The organism is Citrobacter sp. RHBSTW-00881 (assembly GCF_013728515.1).
Classification (GTDB): domain Bacteria; phylum Pseudomonadota; class Gammaproteobacteria; order Enterobacterales; family Enterobacteriaceae; genus Citrobacter; species Citrobacter braakii.
On the sequence record NZ_CP056269.1, the window covers coordinates 2,152,404 to 2,171,404 of the forward strand.

Below are 19,001 nucleotides of genomic sequence, written 5' to 3' on the forward strand. Positions count from 1 at the left end.
TTGCAGTTGATGTGCCTATGGTCTCGCCTGACTGAACCTGTAAGATCAGTCCGTACGCGCCACGTTTTTCAACGAGTATGTTGACACGTACATTTCCGGAGTCTGGAAATCGGCTACTCCCCAACGACGGGCGCAACCTTAACATATTTTGAGAATATAAAACAAGAAACGCAGAAATAATATTTGGCCTCTAATTGAAAACGATTTTCATTTAGGTTTATTTATAAATAAAACGTTAAAATAAATAACATTATGAGCAGTGGGATATAGCCTTAGCTATGTTTATTCTTGAATGGATATATAAAAAACATAGTTCAGGCTATATTTGTAACTTACTGATTTGAAATTAAAAGTTTATATATGTTTTCGAGATCGTCTATATTACGTACGCGAATCAGTAATCTTCGATGTTCTAATTGCATCACCAGGACACCGTCTTCAGATAAATTCATCTCTTTAATCCGGTTATATTCAATCCAGACATTGGCGAAAAAAAAGCCTTTCTGTTTGAAGATGATTTTTGGCGTACGGCTCCAAAACAGATACAGTCCCATCAATACCAGTGCACATAATAACCATGTAGTAAATTGCGCGCCGTGGCTGGTGATGTTGTTGTAGATAAGAATAGCAATCAAGCCAAGGAAGATAACGCTGTCGACTCTGCTACGAGGAAGCAGGGCGACAGACAACAGAGTAGGGCCATTACGGCGGGGCATGATGAACTGATCGTAAATGGCATACGCCAGCAGCGAAAAGATAAAAAGAACCAGCACCAGGTCCGTGATAGTCATGAATCCTCAACCCTCTAAATAGAAAAACCGGGGGCAAGCCCCCGGCGGTGTACAACAGTCTTACAGGCCGAGCAGTCCGACAGCGTAGCCCGCGATACCGATGACGAAGAAGCCAACGATGATCCACAGCGGGTTCACTTTTTTACGCAGCAGCCACATACAGGCGAAAGTCAACAGCAGAGGAACCAGACCCGGCATCAGCTGGTCAAGGATAGTCTGCACAGTGGTGACACGAGTCTGACCATCCTGACCGGTGATAGTGGAAACCACCAGCGGGATGTTTACGTGCGTCCACTTGTTAACCAATGCCCCCATGACAAACAGGCCGAGGATTGACGCCCCCTCAGTCAGTTTCTGCAGGAAGCCGCCCCCCATATCTTTAACGATATCGATACCTTTACGGTAGCCGTATGCAACACCGTAGTAACGGGTTGCCAGACGAACCAGGTTAAACAGGATGAAGAACAGCAGTGGTCCAAGCAGACTGCCGCTCATCGCGATACCTGCGCCAAGTGCGGCGAATACCGGACGTACGGTACCCCAGAAGATCGGGTCACCCACGCCTGCGAGCGGTCCCATCAGACCAACTTTGATACCGTTGATGGCACCATCGTCAATCTCTGCGCCGTTTGCACGCTGCTCTTCCATCGCCAGCGTAACGCCCAATACGGGGGCCGCTACGTACGGATGGGTATTAAAGAATTCCAGGTGACGCTTAATAGCCTGCTTACGAGCGTCGTTGTTTTCCGGGTACAAGCGGCGGATAGCCGGCACCATGGAGAAACAGAAACCCAGCGCCTGCATACGTTCGAAGTTCCAGGAACCCTGAAACAGGTTAGAACGAAGGAACACGCCACGAATGTCACTCGGAGTGAGTTTTTTCTCGGTGGTAGTTTTAGTCATATCAACCATTTCGCTCACCTGCTAGTCCAGTTCGTTATCGAGATCGTTATTGCCAGCCGCAGCAGCAGGTGCGCCGGCTACGCGGTTATATTTCGGGCTCAGCTGAATGTAGAGGATAGCCATTACTGCGCCAATCACACCCAGAGCAACCAGGTTGAAGTTAGTAAATGCCGCGGTGACGAAGCCGAGGTAGAAGAATGGCATCAGGTAGCCTGCGCGCATCATGTTGATGACCATCGCATAACCAACCACTACGATCATACCCCCTGCGATGTTCAGACCACCGGTCACAACTTCCGGAATGGCATTAAGCATGCTCTGAACTTCACTGGTACCAACAGAAATCGCCACGATTACCGCCGGGATAGCGATACGCATAGCCTGCAGGAACAGGGAGGATACGTGCAGCCAGGAGATCGCCGTCAGGTTACCGTTTTCTGCCGCCTTATCCGCTGCGTGCTGGAATGCTACGGTGATAGTACGAACGATGATGGTCAGTACCTGGCCTGCTGCTGCCAGTGGGATAGCCAGCGCGATACCTGCACCAATGCTTTGGTGACCCGCGATAACCAGAACGGTAGAGATAATTGAGGCCAGTGCGGCATCAGGTGCAACCGCAGCACCGATGTTCATCCAGCCCAGGGCGATCATTTCCAGGGTACCACCGATGATGATACCGGTTTTCATATCACCGAGAACGGCACCAATCAGCGTACAGGCCACCAACGGACGGTGGAACTGAAATTCATCGAGTACCGACTCCATACCCGCGATACATGCGACGATGAACACCAGCACAATCTGAAGAGTGGTAATCTCCATTGTACTTCTCCTATTGCTATACAGACTTAAGTGTGAAAACTAAGTAAATGCCAGGGCGTTATTTCACCTTGGCAATCAAATCCATCATTTTCAGTTTCTGATCGGTAGAAACCTTACGAGCCTCGAGCTCAATACCGCGTTCGTTGAGTTTCTTGAAGGCTTCGATGTCTTTTTCATCGACAGAAATTGCGTTGTTTACCTGCGTTTTACCCTGACGGAAAGCCATACCACCAATGTTTACAGAGGTAATTTTCACACCACCTTCAACGATACGTTCTACGTCGGTCGGGTTGGTAAACAACAGCATCACACGCTCACCTGCATATTTAGGGTTGTTGTAGACGCGGATCATTTTCGCGACATCAACCACATGCGCCGTCACACCCGGAGGTGCAACCTGGGTCAGCAGCGTTTTACGCACGGTATCGGCGGCGACTTCATCACTGACGACGATAATGCGTGTTACGTTGGTTTCTTTGGTCCAGCGAGTTGCCACCTGACCATGGATTAAGCGGTCATCAATACGCGCCAGGCCGATCTGCATATAATCGTTCGGCCCCATCGGTTTGGCGGGAGCTGCTGCTTTTGGCGCCGCGACTGGGGCTGGAGCGGCTTTCTCCACCGGTTTTGCTTTCAGCGCTTTCACGCCTTCGCTACCGGTTTCAACGGCCAGTGCTACTAATTCATCGAAGCTGGGGTTGTCATCACGCGCCATGAAGGTTTCAACCAGCATGGGAATGTTCACACCGGCGATGACTTCGTAATGCTCTTTATCGACGACAATGCGGCTCGCAGCGTTAAACGGGCTGCCTCCCCATGTGTCAACGAGAAACAGCACGCCTTTACTGGTATCGAGTTTTGCCAACTGAGCGTTGTACTTTTCAATCAGCGTTTCGGCATTTTCGCCTGGAACGAAATCGATCCAGCCGACGTTTTCCTGCTCGCCTAACAGCATTTCTGCTGTCTTAAGTAACTGCTCTGCAGCCCAACCATGTGTGCCTATTACAATAGCAATGGTCACTTGCTACCTCCTTTATTATCGTTAACACATCAACGTGAAGATGTATTTGAATCGTCGTCCGCAATCGAATCGATTCAGATAAGGGTTACAAAGAAAAACCTATGATTTTCGTGAATTATTTTAGATATCGAAAAAAATATTTTATGTGATGAAGATCCGTAATTTAACTTCCGATAAAAAGAAATTTCGAAGGGTAAAATATCTCCGAAACAACTTATTGCAAAGGAAGGTAAATCTTTGCTAAAAAACGGTTGTCTCTGTTATGTTTAGCATCGGTTTAATTACTCAGGAGTATAGGGCAGTAGCTCACCATATGGATCGTCACCGACGTCATTTCACTATCAGGCCGTATCAAGCCTGTCAGATTGGCACTTTTTGCCACAAATTTTCTCTGCATATCGCTTCAACGCCTGAGATCCTCAGCGCGCAGTTTGGTCATTCCTTAAGCAGGAGCTTGTCATGGAATTATTAATGGACCCGCAGATTTGGGTGGGTTTGCTCACGCTTGTCGTTCTCGAAATTGTTCTGGGTATTGATAACCTAGTCTTCATTGCGATCCTGGCTGATAAGCTGCCGCCAAAACAGCGAGATAAAGCGCGTTTAATCGGTTTGTCACTGGCACTGGTTATGCGCCTGGGCTTGTTGTCCGTGATTTCGTGGATGGTGACGCTAACTAAGCCGCTATTTACGGTAATGGACTACTCGTTCTCGGGGCGCGATCTGATCATGCTGCTGGGGGGGATTTTCCTCTTGTTCAAGGCCACGACAGAGCTGCATGAGCGGCTGGAAAACCGTGAACATGATACCGGCCAGGCAAAAGGGTATGCGAGTTTTTGGGTTGTTGTGACGCAGATTGTCATCCTCGATGCGGTGTTCTCGCTGGATGCCGTTATTACGGCGGTCGGTATGGTCAACCATCTGCCGGTGATGATGGCGGCGGTCGTGATTGCTATGGCCGTGATGCTGCTGGCTTCTAAGCCGCTGACACGATTTGTGAACCAACATCCGACGGTGGTGGTGCTGTGTCTGAGCTTCCTGTTAATGATCGGTCTGAGCCTGGTTGCCGAAGGGTTTGGCTTCCATATTCCGAAAGGCTATCTGTATGCGGCGATTGGCTTCTCAATCATCATTGAGTTGTTTAACCAGATTGCCCGTCGGAACTTTATTCGCCACCAGTCGACGCTGCCGCTGCGTGCGCGCACTGCCGATGCAATCCTGCGTCTGATGGGGGGTAAAAGTCAGGCCAGCGCGCAGATGGAATCCGACAACCCGGTGCCGGTTCCCGTCCCGGAAGGCGCATTTGTGGAAGAAGAACGCTATATGATCAACGGCGTCCTTTCTCTGGCGTCGCGTTCATTACGTGGCATTATGACGCCTCGTGGCGAAATTAGCTGGGTTGATGCAGACCTGAGCGTGGAGGAAATTCGCGAGCAATTGCTCTCGTCACCACACAGCCTGTTCCCGGTGTGTCGTGGCGAACTGGATGAAATCATCGGTATTGTGCGTGCTAAAGAGCTGCTGGTCGCGCTGGAAGACGGTGTGGATGTGGCTGCCATTGCCTCCGCGTCTCCGGCTATTATTGTCCCGGAAACGCTGGATCCTATCAATCTGTTAGGTGTTCTGCGACGCGCCCGCGGCAGCTTTGTTATCGTCACTAACGAGTTTGGTGTAGTCCAGGGTCTGGTCACGCCGTTGGACGTATTAGAAGCTATTGCCGGTGAATTCCCGGATGCCGATGAAACGCCTGAAATTATTGCTGATGCAGGCGGTTGGTTGGTGAAAGGTGGTACCGATCTGCATGCGTTGCAACAGGCGCTGGACGTGGATACGTTAGTGAATGAAGATGAAGACATCGCCACGGTGGCAGGTTTAGTCATTGCCGCTAACGGCCATATTCCACGCGTAGGTGATGTTATCGATGTTGCACCGTTGAGCATTACGATTGTCGAAGCCAATGACTATCGTGTGGATTTAGTTCGCATTGTTAAAGAACAACCCGCTCACGACGAAGACGAGTAAGCGGGGTTAGCGAAACGGCATAACGTGCATACTGTGTCGCCCGTTATGCCGGGCGGGCGGCGGCGTGCTGCCCGCCAGCCATTTGGGAAAATCGCGCAGCGGCATCGGCTTTGCATACAAAAAGCCTTGCAATAAATGTACGCCGTGTCGGCGCAAATGCTGTGCCTGCGCCTGTGTTTCAACGCCTTCCGCCACCAGTTCGATATTCAGTTTTTTCCCCAGAGCGATAATGATGTCTGTGACGGTTGAGTTCACGGCGTCTGTCCCGATTGCCGAGGTAAATGATTTATCAATCTTCAGCACATCCGGGCGAAGCTTTTCCAGCCAGGAGAGCGAGCTGTTGCCGGTGCCGAAATCGTCAATTGCCAGCTTTACGCCAAGCCTATTTAACTCGCGCACGACCCGATAATCCACATCCAGCAACGCATCGCGCTCGGTGAGTTCGATAACCAACTGCTGAATAGGGTGCTGGCTGAACCAGTACTGGTTGAGATCTTTTAGCAGCGTACCGTTACGAAAATGGCTGGCGGCAACATTAATCCCAATATGAAACTGGCTGCTCATCGGGAATACGTGCCGTTGCTGAATGGTTTCTGCGATGACATGACGGGTAAGCGGCACAATCAGGTTGTGCTCCTCTGCGATGGGAATAAACACTTCGGGAGAGATCCAACCCTGGCGCGGGTTATTCCAGCGTAAAAGGATTTCCACTCCCATACATTGCTGGGTTTGCGCATTAAGTAGCGGCTGGCAAAACAGCTCGAATTCCCGTGCAGCAAGGGCCAGATTTATCTCCCAGGAGAAGCTCATTCTGCTGGCGGTCGCCAGCCATGCCAGGTAGCCCACTAAAAAACTTAGGATCACCGCCAGCGGCAGTTGTGTTGGTAGATGTTTTATAGCCAGTTCGCTGGCACCCGGACCGGTGACGCTGATAGTAAAGGGGAAATGTTGCGATGAGAGCTGGTAGCGTTTTTCATTATCCAGTTCAGGTAGCGTATCGACAACACCTTGTCCATATAGCAAATGGCGATTACCGACGGTTAAGCTGGCATGGGTAATTTGCGGTGGCTGGGGTTCAAGCAACATGGACGATAATAAATCAATGTTAACTATTTCCAGCACGCCATCTGAGCCATCGGCAGATGCTGGATACCATTGCGTCAGAATCGGACTGCCCTTAATCAACGAATGGTCGGTAGACAGCAGCAATTGCGGCTCCCGACTGGGTAATTCAGGCTCCAGTTGGCGAATAGGCACATTGCGATAGCCAAAAATGCTGGAACAATAAAGGATCCCGCTCTGAATCAGGCTGATAGAACGTACCGTTTGCAGTCTGGCTGCATGCTTACTCAGAGGTAAACGCGCGACTGAGCAGGGAAGCCCAATCAGCGGTAGCAGTACATCGCGTCCGGTCTGTAGGGGCAAAAGCACGTCATCCAACTCTTCAACGGCGTGGTTGGCAAAGGTAACGGTATTGCGATGATTTAAATTACGCTCCGAAATAAATCGGACAGTTAATGTGAGAATGAGCGTCAGTAGTGCACATAATGTGCAGACGATTAAGCGATTCCGGCGATAGTTCTTGATGATCCTTTGCGCTGTTTGCATGCGGGCCGCCCGATAAGCCGTTGGTCACAGTAGCCAACAGCAACAGAGCAAGTGTAGTGGGGAAAATTACGCCAGACGAGGGAGAGGGGGCAAATTCGCCCATCCGTCGCAGATGGGCGAAAAATAAGTATTAGTCACATTGAACTTTGATTGCCAGACCACCGCGTGACGTTTCACGGTATTTGGCGTTCATGTCTTTACCTGTTTCGTACATGGTCTCAATGACTTTATCCAGCGAGACGCGCGGAGCGCTGGTACGGCGCATTGCCATACGCGCGGCGTTGATCGCCTTCACTGACGCAATGGCATTACGTTCGATGCACGGAACCTGTACCTGTCCCGCCACCGGATCGCAGGTTAAGCCGAGGTTATGTTCCATGCCGATTTCAGCAGCAACACACACCTGCTCAGGGCTCGCGCCTAACAGTTCAGCCAGACCCGCGGCAGCCATGGAACAGGCTACGCCCACTTCACCCTGACAACCCACTTCCGCACCAGAGATAGACGCGTTCATTTTATACAACGCGCCAATCGCGCCGGCCGCCAGGAAATAACGGGTATAGATATCTGGGCTGACGGACTCGATGAAATGATCGTAATAGGCCAGTACCGCAGGCACGATACCGCAGGCACCGTTGGTTGGCGCAGTAACTACGCGACCACCCGCGGCGTTTTCTTCGTTAACGGCCAGCGCGAACATGTTCACCCAGTCGATCACGTTCATCGGATCGTTGGACAGCTTGTCGCTGGAAACCAGCATACGACGCAGGGCTGAAGCACGACGAGGAACGCGCAGCGGACCCGGCAGCACGCCTTCGGTGTTCATACCACGATCGATACAAGCCTGCATGGTTTGCCAGACGTTACCAAAGTACTCTTCAATCTCTTTTTTACTGTGCAGAGCAAGTTCGTTCTGCATCGCCATGCCAGAGAGAGACAGGCCGGTGCTGTTGCAGTATTCCAGCATTTCGGTGGCGGATTTGAACGGATAAGGCACACTGACCTCGCCCGCGGCATCCTGACCAAAATGTTCTTCATCAACGATGAATCCACCGCCGATAGAGTAGTAGGTTTTGCTGTAAATGACGGTTTCGCCACTGTACGCGTGGATCTGCATTCCGTTTTCATGCAGCGGCAGGTTGCCGTTGTGAAAACGCATTCCGTCATTATGCGGGAAATCCACTTCGTGCTGACCCTGCGCAAGCAGCAGGCGTCCACGCGTTTCTACGTCGCGGATAAATCCGGGGATGCTGTCAATATCTACGGTAGCAGGCTCATTGCCCGCCAGACCCATAATAATGGCGATATCGGTATGGTGACCTTTACCCGTGAGCGACAGTGAACCATACACGTCGACGGCGACACGAGTAACGCTGTCCAGTAATCCTTTTTCGACCAGGTCATCGACGAACTGTTTACCCGCCTTCATAGGCCCTACGGTATGGGAAGATGAGGGACCAATCCCCACCTTAAACATGTCGAATAGACTAATCACGATAATACTCCTACAGGGCGACTGGGGTTTCCAGTAACGATGTTATAACTGCGCATAGTGTAAGAGGGAACGCGGCGATCGGCTTAACTATTCACATGAATTAAACTAATAGATAACCGCGGTTTTACTAATGTTGTGACCTGAGTTTCAAGTTGTCTATGGTGTGCGTAAAGATAAGTATAGTCAGGGCTTGACGCCAATTTGCAGCGCCAGCTCACGAATTATTCCGGCGGTCATTCCCCAGACGAAATATTGCTCATACCAGGAAAGCCATACACGATGTGAATCGCCGCGACGGTAGATATCCAGCGGATGATAACGACCTAAATGCAGGGCTTGTGCCAGCGGCATTTCGAACACGGCGGAAACTTCATCAACACTTGCGCGATACGGCAAATTTGGCGGGATAATGCCTACCACCGGCGTGACCTGGAAACCGGTCACACTGTCGACCGGCGGCAGAACGCCAATCACCTCCACGCAGGATGGTGGGATCGCCACTTCTTCCTGCGCTTCGCGAAGGGCGGCGGCAATTAACGAGGCATCGCTGCTATCCACCGCGCCGCCGGGAAAGGCGACTTGTCCGGCGTGCTTGCGCAGATGAACGGATCGCTGAGTTAACAGTAACCCCGGCTGTGCACGACGCACGACGGGGATCAGTACGGCGGCCTGACGCTGGTTTAACGCAGTATGATTAACCTGCGGGCGCAGGAGTTGAAAGCGCGATAAAAAATCATCAAGCGTCAGGCTGCTGTATTCCACGTGTCAGTTCTCCAGTTGGTGCAAAATACGATTCACTTTATCAAACGTTTCCTGATACTCCGCATCTTCCTGGCTGTCCGCCACAATGCCACCGCCAGCGGAACAATAAATGCGTCCGTTGGTGGCTGTCAGCGTGCGAATGGTGATGCTGGTATCCATATTGCCGCAAAAGCTCAGATAGCCAATGCTACCGCACCAGGCGTTGCGTCTTTGCGGTTCCAGTTCGTCAATAATTTCCATTGCCCGCACTTTTGGCGCACCGGTAATAGAGCCGCCGGGGAAGGCGGCGCGCAGCAGGTCAGTGGCGTGCAATGACTCTGGCAGACGCGCGGTAATGGTGCTGACCAAATGATGAACGGCAGGGAACGGTTCGACAACGAACAGTTCCGGAACCTGTACCGAACCGGGTTCGGCAACGCGGCCGATATCATTACGCATTAAATCGACGATCATCAGGTTTTCCGCCTGATCCTTTGGGGAGTTCGCCAGTGATTGAGCCTGCAGACGATCGGCATCGGCATCTTCAAGTCTGGGCAGCGTGCCTTTAATCGGACGCGTCTGGATGTGCTGGTTTTCCAGCAGAATAAAACGCTCAGGTGAAAGGCTGAGAATCGCCCCCTCCTCAAGACGTATAAACGCACTGAACGGGGCGCGGTTCGCATGGTTGAGACGTACAAACGCCAACCACTCATCTCCTTGATAATGCGCCTGAAAACGCTGGGCAAGATTGACCTGATAGCAATCGCCGCTGTGCAGATAACGCTGCACCTGACGGAACTTTTCACCATACTGCGCGCGGGTCATGTTGGACTGCCACGAGGATGTTAACGAAAACGGTTCGCGCACGGGAATCTGTTGACTTTCCAGCCAACGGCGTCGTGCCTGTACATCGGAGTGGCTAAGTAGCGACACCCTTTGCAACTGATGATCGACAATCAGCGCCCAATCGTAAATGCCAACCGCCATGTCCGGTAGCGTGATATCCTGTTCGGCTTCCGTTGGCAGAGATTCAAAACGACGGCCTAAGTCATAACCGAACAGACCCAATGCGCCTCCCTGGAAGGGAAAATCGGGATTATAATCGGGCTGAATAGTCAGCGATGTCAGCGCCGAACGTAAAACTGTCATCGGATCATCAACCGTTTGCATAGTGCCGTGATGGTCATGCACAACGGTCTCTTCTGCATGTGTGACCAGCGTGGTAATGGGGTCGGCGACCAGAATATCAAAGCGATTATGCGGATGGTCGGCATGGCCTGAATGCAAAAGCATTGCCCAGGGCTGGTGGCTTAATGTGGCAAAATAGTGCTCAGCGGCGTCCAGACGCCAGGGGAGTGTGATTACAGCGGGAGATAACGTCTTCATCAGTCCTGACTCGTTGCTACTTCACTGGCTATGTGCCGGGTAGCATGAAATAATTAGCGCTAATAATTTAGCAGGAGTTCACCATGATTGCAGGTTTACCTTCACTCACGCACGATCAGCAGCAACAGGCGGTTGAACGCATTCATGAACTGATATCCCAGGGGATGAGCAGTGGCGAGGCGATTACGAAAGTGGCTGCTGAATTACGCGCCAGCCATACCGGCGAGCGGATCGTGGCGCGTTTTGAAGATGAAGACGAATAACGCCGCTTATACCGCAGCGATAATCTTAATTTCAACTTTGTATTTCGGGTTCATTAACCCGGCCTGAACGGTACAACGTACCGGCGCGTGACCAGCAACAACCCATGCGTCCCAGGCTTTGTTCATGGCGGCAAAATCATTTTTGTCCGCCAGGAACAGGGTGGCATCAAGAATACGTGACTTGCTGCTGCCCTGTTTTTCCAGCACCGCATCAATTTGCGCCAGCGTATTTGCCGTTTGCTCAAAGGCGTCGGCATCCAGATTTTCCGGTACGCCGGTGTAATACAACGTGTTGTTGTGGATAACCACGTCGGACCAACGCGCTTCGGCATCAATGCGCACAATCGTCATAAATCATTCCTCATTTACGTTTTTTCATAATGGCTTCGGGTTGCGCCAAGACTGCCATAATGTTGTGTCCACGTCACCTCTTCAACTGGCGAAAGAGCCGCTGGCCTGACATAATCCCTGTTCAAATGAACAGGGGGCAGTGTGACGGACGATTTTGCAGCAGACGGTCAGTTGGCTAAAGCGATACCCGGTTTTAAACCGCGTGAACCACAGCGGCAGATGGCCTTCGCCGTCAGTCATGCTATCGAAAAATCACAGCCGCTTGTTGTCGAAGCCGGAACAGGAACAGGTAAAACCTACGCTTATCTTGCCCCTGCGCTGCGTGCCGGAAAGAAAGTAATTGTCTCCACGGGCTCGAAGGCGTTGCAGGATCAGCTATACAGCCGCGATTTACCCACAGTAGCGAAGGCTCTGGAATTCACGGGTAAACTGGCGCTGCTGAAAGGGCGTTCAAACTATCTGTGTCTTGAGCGTCTCGAACAACAGGCGCTGGCGGGCGGTGACCTGCCGGTACAGACTTTAAGTGACGTCATTCTGCTACGCTCCTGGTCAAATCAAACCCTTGATGGTGACATCAGCACCTGCGTCAGCGTGGCGGAAGACTCTCAGGCCTGGCCGCTGGTGACGAGCACAAACGATAATTGCCTTGGGAGCGACTGCCCGCTGTACAAAGAGTGCTTTGTCGTTAAAGCGCGCAAAAAGGCGATGGATGCAGATGTCGTCGTGGTAAACCACCATCTGTTTCTCGCTGATATGGTGGTGAAAGAGAGTGGGTTTGGCGAGCTGATCCCGGAAGCTGAAGTGATGATCTTCGATGAAGCGCATCAGTTACCGGATATCGCCAGCCAGTATTTTGGTCAATCGCTCTCCAGTCGCCAACTGCTGGATCTGGCGAAAGACATCACCATTGCCTATCGCACCGAGCTGAAAGACACTCAGCAGCTTCAAAAATGCGCCGACCGGCTGGCGCAAAGCGCGCAGGACTTCCGCCTGCAGTTGGGTGAGCCGGGCTATCGAGGAAACTTGCGGGAACTGCTGGCCGACCCGCGCGTACAGCGCGCGTTTTTGTTGCTCGATGACACGCTGGAGCTGTGTTACGACGTGGCAAAACTGTCTCTCGGACGTTCCGCTTTGCTGGATGCCGCGTTTGAACGTGCCACGCTTTACCGTACTCGTCTGAAGCGCCTGAAAGAGATCAACCAGCCAGGTTTCAGCTACTGGTATGAATGCACCTCGCGCCATTTCACCCTTGCGCTGACGCCGCTCACGGTGGCGGATAAATTCAAAGAAGTGATGGAACAGAAGCCGGGCTGCTGGATTTTTACCTCCGCGACGCTGTCGGTAAACGATGACCTTCATCATTTCACCGCGCGGCTGGGTATTGAAGATGCCGAGTCGATGCTGCTGCCAAGTCCATTTGATTACACCCGCCAGGCGCTGCTGTGCGTGCCGCGTAATCTCCCGCAAACCAACCAACCGGGAGCGGCGCGTCAGCTGGCATCCATGCTGCGTCCTATTATCGAAGCGAACAACGGTCGCTGCTTTATGCTGTGTACCTCGCACGCGATGATGCGCGATCTGGCGGAACAATTCCGCGCCACCATGACCCTTCCCGTGCTGCTGCAGGGCGAAACCAGTAAAGGGCAACTGTTACAGCAGTTTGTCAGCGCAGGTAATGCGTTACTGGTTGCCACCAGCAGCTTCTGGGAAGGGGTGGACGTGCGTGGCGATACGTTGTCGCTGGTGATTATTGATAAACTGCCGTTCACCTCGCCGGACGATCCGCTGTTAAAAGCGAGGATGGAGGACTGCCGTTTGCGCGGCGGCGATCCGTTTGAAGACGTTCAGTTGCCGGATGCGGTAATCACCCTGAAACAGGGCGTGGGGCGTCTGATTCGTGACGCTGACGACCGCGGGGTGCTGGTGATTTGCGACAACCGTCTGGTGATGCGACCTTACGGTGCCACTTTCCTGGCAAGCCTTCCGCCTGCGCCGCGGACACGTGATATTGCTCGCGCTGTTCGTTTTCTTGCCATACCAACGACTGAGTAATTTGTTACGGAGTGTGGTAAGATGCGCGCCAAATTTATTGACCTGATCACAAACACCCATGCGAATTCTGGCTATCGATACCGCCACAGAGGCGTGCTCTGTTGCCCTGTGGAATGACGGTACTACCAAGGCTCATTTCGAGCTTTGCCCACGAGAACACACCCAACGAATTTTACCAATGGTTGAGGAAATCCTGGCCGCTGGCGATCTCACGTTAACCGATATCGACGCTCTGGCGTTTGGTCGCGGTCCTGGCAGTTTCACCGGTGTACGTATTGGTATTGGCATTGCTCAGGGGCTGGCGTTAGGCGCGAATTTACCGATGATCGGCGTCTCCACCCTGGCAACAATGGCGCAGGGAGCCTGGCGTAAGTCGGGCGCGACCCGCGTACTGGCCGCGATCGACGCGCGAATGGGCGAAGTCTATTGGGCCGAATACCTGCGTGATGAGAACGGCAACTGGCACGGTGAAGAAACCGAAGCGGTGCTAACCCCCGAGCAGGTGCATGCGCGTTTACTGCAACTGTCTGGCGAGTGGGTAACGGTCGGAACGGGCTGGCCTGCCTGGCCTGAGCTCGGTAAAGACAGCGGTCTGACGCTGAGCGATGGCGACGTTTTGCTTCCGGCGGCTGAAGATATGCTGCTTGTTGCCACGCAAATGCTAGCTGCCGGTAAGACCGTGGCGGTTGAACATGCGGAACCGGTTTATTTACGTAACACCGTGGCATGGAAGAAACTTCCCGGTAAAGAATGAATCTTAGTAGTACATCCCTGGTTAATTCGCATAGCCGTCAGTGCGCAGCATGGTGAATTGGTCGGGGCAGAAGCTAAGAAAAGGGAGTCGCAATATGGCGGTGCAAAAGCAGTTATTGAAAGGTGTGTTGGCGGGCGCATTCGCGTTAATGCTTAGCGGTTGTGTCACCATCCCGGACGCGATTAAAGGTTCGAGCCCTACGCCGCAGCAGGATCTGGTGCGGGTGATGAATGCGCCACAGCTGTATGTCGGACAGGAAGCGCGTTTCGGCGGTAAAGTGGTGGATATTCAGAACCAGCAGGGGAAATCCCGTCTGGAAATTGCCACTGTTCCTCTTGATAGCGGGGCGAGACCGGTGCTGGGCGAAGCCTCCCGCGGGCGAATTTATGCTGATGTAAATGGCTTCCTCGACCCGGTGGACTTCCGCGGTCAACTGGTTACCGTCGTCGGTCCGATTAGCGGTACTGTGGATGGAAAAATCGGTAATACGCCGTATAAATTCATGCTGATGCAGGTAACTGGCTATAAACGCTGGCATATTACTCAGCAAATTGTTATGCCGCCTCAGCCGATCGACCCCTGGTTCTACGGTGCGCGTGGCTGGCCTTACGGTGGCTACGGTGGATGGGGATGGTACAATCCCGGCCCGGCACAGGTTCAGACCATAGTAACTGAGTAACTCTTTGTTTTATGAGTAAAAGAAACAGCGGCTCGTCCGCTGTTTCTGCATTAACGTGGATATAAGAAAAATAAATAGTGACGTGCTTCGCAACCTTGTCGTTGTGTAATAAACAAACTGGTACGCTGAGTTAATATTATGTTAACAGTTTGTTTATTGCCTGGGGTTGTGATGACGACGAATACGCATTTTAGAGGTGATGTATTGAAAAAGGTTTGGCTTAACCGTTATCCCGCTGGTGTTCCTGCGGAGATCAATCCTGACCGTTATCAATCCCTGGTGGAACTCTTTGAACACTCAGTAAGACGGTATGCCGATCAGCCCGCGTTTGTAAACATGGGGGAGGTGATGACCTTCCGCAAGCTTGAAGAGCGTAGCCGGGCATTTGCGGCCTATTTGCAACAGGGACTCGGGCTGAAGAAGGGCGATCGCGTCGCGCTGATGATGCCGAACCTGCTGCAATATCCGGTCGCACTGTTTGGGATTTTACGTGCCGGCATGATCGTCGTGAACGTGAACCCGCTGTACACGCCTCGCGAGCTGGAACATCAGCTCAACGACAGCGGCGCGTCGGCGATTGTCATCGTGTCTAACTTTGCACACACGCTGGAAAAAGTCGTCGACAAAACGTCGGTGCAACACGTGATCCTGACGCGTATGGGCGATCAGCTGTCGACCGCCAAAGGGACGTTGGTTAACTTTGTCGTCAAGTATATCAAGCGTCTGGTGCCGAAATATCACCTGCCGGATGCCATCTCATTTCGTAGTGCGCTGCAAAACGGTTATCGCATGCAGTATGTGAAACCCGAAGTGGTGTCGGAAGATCTGGCGTTCCTGCAATATACCGGGGGGACTACCGGTGTCGCGAAGGGCGCGATGCTTACGCACCGTAACATGCTGGCTAACCTTGAGCAGGTTAACGCCACGTATGGTCCGTTGCTGCATCCGGGTAAAGAACTGGTGGTGACGGCCCTACCGCTGTATCACATTTTTGCGCTGACGATGAACTGCCTGCTGTTTATTGAGCTGGGCGGTCAAAACCTGCTGATTACCAACCCGCGTGATATTCCGGGACTGGTAAAAGAGCTGGCGAAGTATCCGTTCACCGCTATGACCGGCGTCAACACGCTGTTTAACGCGCTGCTGAATAACAAAGAGTTCCAACAACTGGACTTCTCGTCACTGCACCTTTCGGCAGGCGGCGGGATGCCGGTTCAACAGGCGGTAGCTGAACGATGGGTGAAGCTGACGGGTCAGTATCTGCTGGAAGGCTATGGCCTGACGGAGTGTGCCCCTCTGGTGAGCGTCAACCCTCATGATATCGACTACCACAGCGGCAGTATCGGGTTACCGGTTCCTTCCACCGAGGTCAAACTGGTGGATGACGACGATAACGAAGTGCCGCCGGGAGAACCGGGCGAACTGTGCGTGAAAGGTCCGCAAGTGATGCTGGGCTACTGGCAGCGACCAGACGCCACCGACGAAATCGTCAAAGACGGCTGGCTGCACACCGGCGATATTGCGGTGATGGATAATGAAGGCTTCCTACGTATTGTCGATCGTAAGAAAGATATGATCCTGGTGTCCGGCTTTAACGTCTATCCAAATGAAATTGAAGACGTGGTTATGCAACATCCTGGCGTACAGGAAGTGGCTGCGGTCGGCGTTCCGTCGGGCAGCAGCGGTGAAGCGGTGAAAATTTTCGTGGTGAAGAAAGATGCCTCGTTAACTGATGAGGCGCTTATCACTTTCTGCCGTCGTCACCTGACGGGCTATAAAGTACCGAAGCTAGTGGAGTTTCGCGACGAGTTGCCGAAATCTAACGTCGGTAAAATTTTGCGACGAGAATTACGTGACGAAGCGCGCGCCAAAGTGGACAATAAAGGCTGAGCGTTAAGTCAGCCAGTAGAAAACGCCGGGTAATCCGGCGTTTTTTTTGGCGCAAACCTAAGAGAGCACGATTTGAATTATCAAATGATCACCACGGACGACGCGTTAGCCACGCTGTGCGAAGCCGTCCGTGAATTTCCGGCGATAGCCCTGGATACCGAATTTGTTCGCACACGTACCTATTATCCGCAGTTGGGGCTGATCCAGCTGTTTGATGGCAAACACGTTGCTCTGATTGATCCGCTAGGGATCACCGACTGGTCGCCCCTGCGCGATATTCTGCGTGATACCACCATCACCAAATTCCTGCATGCGGGAAGTGAAGACCTGGAAGTGTTTCTCAACGCTTTTGGCGAACTTCCGCAGCCGTTAATTGACACACAAATCCTGGCCGCATTTTGCGGTCGTCCGCTGTCGTGGGGCTTCGCCTCGATGGTGGAAGAGTTTACGGGTGTGGCGCTCGACAAAAGCGAATCGCGTACCGACTGGCTGGCCAGACCGCTGACCGAGCGTCAGTGCGAATACGCGGCGGCTGACGTCTGGTATCTGTTACCGATCACCACAAAACTGATGGCTGAAACCGAAACCAGCGGCTGGCTGCCAGCTGCGCTGGACGAATGCCGCTTAATGCAGCAGCGTCGCCAGGAGATTCTGGCGCCAGAAGACGCCTGGCGTGACATCACCAACGCATGGCAACTGCGCACCCGTCAGCTAGCCTGCCTGCAACTGCTTGCCGACTGGCGACTGCGTAAAGCACGCGAGCGCGATCTGGCGGTAAACTTCGTGGTGCGTGAAGAGCACCTGTGGGCGGTGGCGCGTTATATGCCGGGCAGCCTGGGTGAACTGGATAGCCTGGGTCTTTCCGGGAGTGAAATTCGTTTCCACGGTAAAACGCTGATCGCCCTGGTAGAAAAGGCCCAGGCTTTACCGGAAGAGTCGCTACCGCAGCCGCTGCTGAATTTGATGGATATGCCAGGGTATCGCAAGGCGTTCAAAGCCATCAAAGCGCTGGTTGCCGAGGTGAGTGCGGAACATAATCTCAGCGTCGAACTTCTTGCTTCGCGTCGCCAGATCAACCAGTTGCTCAACTGGCACTGGAAATTAAAGCCGCAGCAATCCCTGCCAGAGCTGGTTTCCGGCTGGCGTGGCGAATTGATGTCCGATCGCCTCAACGCGCTGCTGCAGGAATACCCGCAGTAAGTCACCAGGCTCGCCGGGTCGCGCGTTTGCTGACCCGGCCTGCGCAACGCTACAGATCGAGCACCAGGCGCTTACCTTTGGCGCGCGAGCAGCAGATGAGCATGCTTTGCTGGCTGGCTTTTTCGTCGTCGCTGAAATACTGATCGCGGTGATCCGCTTCCCCTTCGAGAATCGTCATTTCGCAGGTGCCGCAAACACCTTCCCGGCACAGGCACTCAACCCGAGCGGCTTTGTTATTTTCGATAACCTGCAAAATGGTCATATCTTCCGGGACCACAAACTCGCGCCCGGAACGCGCCAGCACCAGGGTGAAGGCGTCGCCGCCTTTCTCTTCCACGGCAAATTGTTCGAAATGTAGCGTATTGCTGTCCAGTCCAAGGCGGGAAGCCGCTTCTCTGACAGCATCGTTGAGCACCGCAGGGCCACAGGTGTAGATATGCGTGCCGGGTTCAACATCTGCCAGCAGACGGGCTAAATCGAGGCGGGTGCCTGCGTTCGACAGGTGCAGATGAATGCGATCGGCGCTGGGGTGTTGCATGAGTTCGTCATGAAACGCGCAGGTCTCCTGGCTGGGAGAGCAATAGTGCAGTTGCCATTGCGTCTGAGATTGTTCCAGCTCCGGGAGTTGCGATAAAAACGGTGTGATGCCGATGCCTCCGGCAATCAACAGATGTTTTTGTGCCTGAGGGGCGAGGGCGAAGAGATTGTTTGGTGTGGAGATCGTGAGCGTGTCGCCGGGCTTCACGTTTTGATGCAGGTATCGTGAGCCGCCTTTGGACTCTTCCTCCAGGCGTACGGCGATTTTATAGGCGCGCGTATCGCGTGGTGAACTCATCAGCGAGTACGCATTGCTGTACAGGGTCTCGCCATCGCGCATCTGCACGATAATATGGCTGCCACCCTGAAACGCAGGTAACGGCTGGCCTGAGGTCGCCGTTAAAGTGAAGCATTTTACCTGCGCGGTAATCGTCTCAATCCGGCTGACCCGGACTTCTTGCATTTGATAATCAGACATTGCGGCCTCCC

General features: G+C 52.9%; 18 protein-coding genes. 8 read left to right on the forward strand and 10 right to left on the reverse strand.

All coding sequences use genetic code 11. The features are described 5' to 3' along the window. Positions 1–332: 332 nt before the first annotated feature. The 4 genes from HV311_RS10235 to manX are packed head-to-tail and all read right to left on the reverse strand — an operon-like array spanning position 333 to position 3,537. Positions 333–791: a DUF986 family protein gene (locus HV311_RS10235; protein ID WP_191221044.1), complete on the reverse strand. Its 459-nt coding sequence runs from the start codon at positions 789–791 to the stop codon at positions 333–335. Between the two features lie 60 nt (positions 792–851). Continuing rightward, positions 852–1,703: a PTS mannose transporter subunit IID gene (locus HV311_RS10240; RefSeq protein ID WP_016153396.1), complete on the reverse strand. Its 852-nt coding sequence runs from the start codon at positions 1,701–1,703 to the stop codon at positions 852–854. A gap of 12 nt (positions 1,704–1,715) precedes the next feature. Then, positions 1,716–2,516, reverse strand: a complete 801-nt coding sequence (gene manY / locus HV311_RS10245) for a PTS mannose transporter subunit IIC (protein ID WP_016153395.1) — start codon at positions 2,514–2,516, stop codon at positions 1,716–1,718. Between the two features lie 58 nt (positions 2,517–2,574). Continuing rightward, complete coding sequence (gene manX / locus HV311_RS10250) at positions 2,575–3,537, reverse strand: PTS mannose transporter subunit IIAB (protein WP_016153394.1); 963 nt, start codon at positions 3,535–3,537, stop codon at positions 2,575–2,577. 313 nt (positions 3,538–3,850) lie between these two features. On the opposite strand from manX, the gene HV311_RS28235 reads away from it, so the two are divergent. Together HV311_RS28235 and yoaE are read left to right on the forward strand one after the other, a co-directional pair. Continuing rightward, the gene (locus tag HV311_RS28235; RefSeq protein WP_371745393.1) at positions 3,851–4,009 is read left to right on the forward strand and encodes a protein YoaL; all 159 of its coding nucleotides are present in this window, start codon (positions 3,851–3,853) and stop codon (positions 4,007–4,009) included. Further along, positions 3,997–5,556, forward strand: coding sequence for a CNNM family cation transport protein YoaE (gene yoaE, locus HV311_RS10255; protein WP_016153393.1), 1,560 nt, complete (start codon positions 3,997–3,999; stop codon positions 5,554–5,556). Before HV311_RS28235 ends, yoaE begins: the two co-directional genes overlap by 13 nt. 6 nt (positions 5,557–5,562) lie before the next feature. Here yoaE and HV311_RS10260 read toward each other — a convergent pair whose 3' ends face one another. From HV311_RS10260 to pabB, 4 genes are all read right to left on the reverse strand, one after another. Next, positions 5,563–7,164 carry an EAL domain-containing protein gene (locus HV311_RS10260; RefSeq protein WP_016156794.1) on the reverse strand — a complete coding sequence of 534 codons (1,602 nt, stop codon included), beginning with the start codon at positions 7,162–7,164 and terminating at the stop codon, positions 5,563–5,565. Positions 7,165–7,294: 130 nt separating this feature from the next. Further along, positions 7,295–8,659 carry an L-serine ammonia-lyase gene (gene sdaA / locus HV311_RS10265; protein ID WP_191221045.1) on the reverse strand — a complete coding sequence of 455 codons (1,365 nt, stop codon included), beginning with the start codon at positions 8,657–8,659 and terminating at the stop codon, positions 7,295–7,297. A 183-nt stretch (positions 8,660–8,842) separates the two neighbouring features. Beyond that, positions 8,843–9,421 (reverse strand): CoA pyrophosphatase, encoded by a 579-nt coding sequence (locus tag HV311_RS10270; protein WP_016153390.1) that lies wholly within the window; start codon positions 9,419–9,421, stop codon positions 8,843–8,845. A gap of 3 nt (positions 9,422–9,424) precedes the next feature. Beyond that, a complete protein-coding gene (gene pabB, locus HV311_RS10275; RefSeq protein ID WP_046275024.1) occupies positions 9,425–10,786 on the reverse strand; it encodes an aminodeoxychorismate synthase component 1 in 1,362 nt (453 codons plus the stop codon). 83 nt (positions 10,787–10,869) lie between these two features. Between pabB and HV311_RS10280 the strand changes: the two genes are divergently transcribed. Next, the gene (locus HV311_RS10280; RefSeq protein ID WP_016153388.1) at positions 10,870–11,049 is read left to right on the forward strand and encodes a YoaH family protein; all 180 of its coding nucleotides are present in this window, start codon (positions 10,870–10,872) and stop codon (positions 11,047–11,049) included. Positions 11,050–11,055: 6 nt separating this feature from the next. Here the strand turns inward: HV311_RS10280 and HV311_RS10285 are convergent, their stop codons facing one another. After that, positions 11,056–11,400, reverse strand: a complete 345-nt coding sequence (locus HV311_RS10285; protein ID WP_016153387.1) for a RidA family protein — start codon at positions 11,398–11,400, stop codon at positions 11,056–11,058. Between the two features lie 141 nt (positions 11,401–11,541). On the opposite strand from HV311_RS10285, the gene HV311_RS10290 reads away from it, so the two are divergent. The 5 genes from HV311_RS10290 to rnd all read left to right on the forward strand — a co-directional run bounded on the left by HV311_RS10290 (position 11,542) and on the right by rnd (position 17,975). Continuing rightward, positions 11,542–13,452, forward strand: a complete 1,911-nt coding sequence (locus HV311_RS10290; protein WP_016156792.1) for an ATP-dependent DNA helicase — start codon at positions 11,542–11,544, stop codon at positions 13,450–13,452. Positions 13,453–13,510: 58 nt separating this feature from the next. Next, a complete protein-coding gene (gene tsaB, locus HV311_RS10295) occupies positions 13,511–14,206 on the forward strand; it encodes a tRNA (adenosine(37)-N6)-threonylcarbamoyltransferase complex dimerization subunit type 1 TsaB (RefSeq protein ID WP_191221046.1) in 696 nt (231 codons plus the stop codon). A gap of 94 nt (positions 14,207–14,300) precedes the next feature. Beyond that, the gene (locus HV311_RS10300; RefSeq protein ID WP_016153384.1) at positions 14,301–14,885 is read left to right on the forward strand and encodes a Slp family lipoprotein; all 585 of its coding nucleotides are present in this window, start codon (positions 14,301–14,303) and stop codon (positions 14,883–14,885) included. 204 nt (positions 14,886–15,089) lie between these two features. Then, positions 15,090–16,775 (forward strand): long-chain-fatty-acid--CoA ligase FadD, encoded by a 1,686-nt coding sequence (fadD, locus tag HV311_RS10305; RefSeq protein ID WP_131346197.1) that lies wholly within the window; start codon positions 15,090–15,092, stop codon positions 16,773–16,775. 84 nt (positions 16,776–16,859) lie between these two features. Then, on the forward strand, positions 16,860–17,975 hold the full coding sequence (gene rnd / locus HV311_RS10310) for a ribonuclease D (RefSeq protein ID WP_191221190.1): 1,116 nt from the start codon (positions 16,860–16,862) through the stop codon (positions 17,973–17,975). Between the two features lie 49 nt (positions 17,976–18,024). Here rnd and HV311_RS10315 read toward each other — a convergent pair whose 3' ends face one another. After that, the gene (locus HV311_RS10315; RefSeq protein WP_181636604.1) at positions 18,025–18,990 is read right to left on the reverse strand and encodes a PDR/VanB family oxidoreductase; all 966 of its coding nucleotides are present in this window, start codon (positions 18,988–18,990) and stop codon (positions 18,025–18,027) included. Positions 18,991–19,001 lie beyond the last annotated feature (11 nt).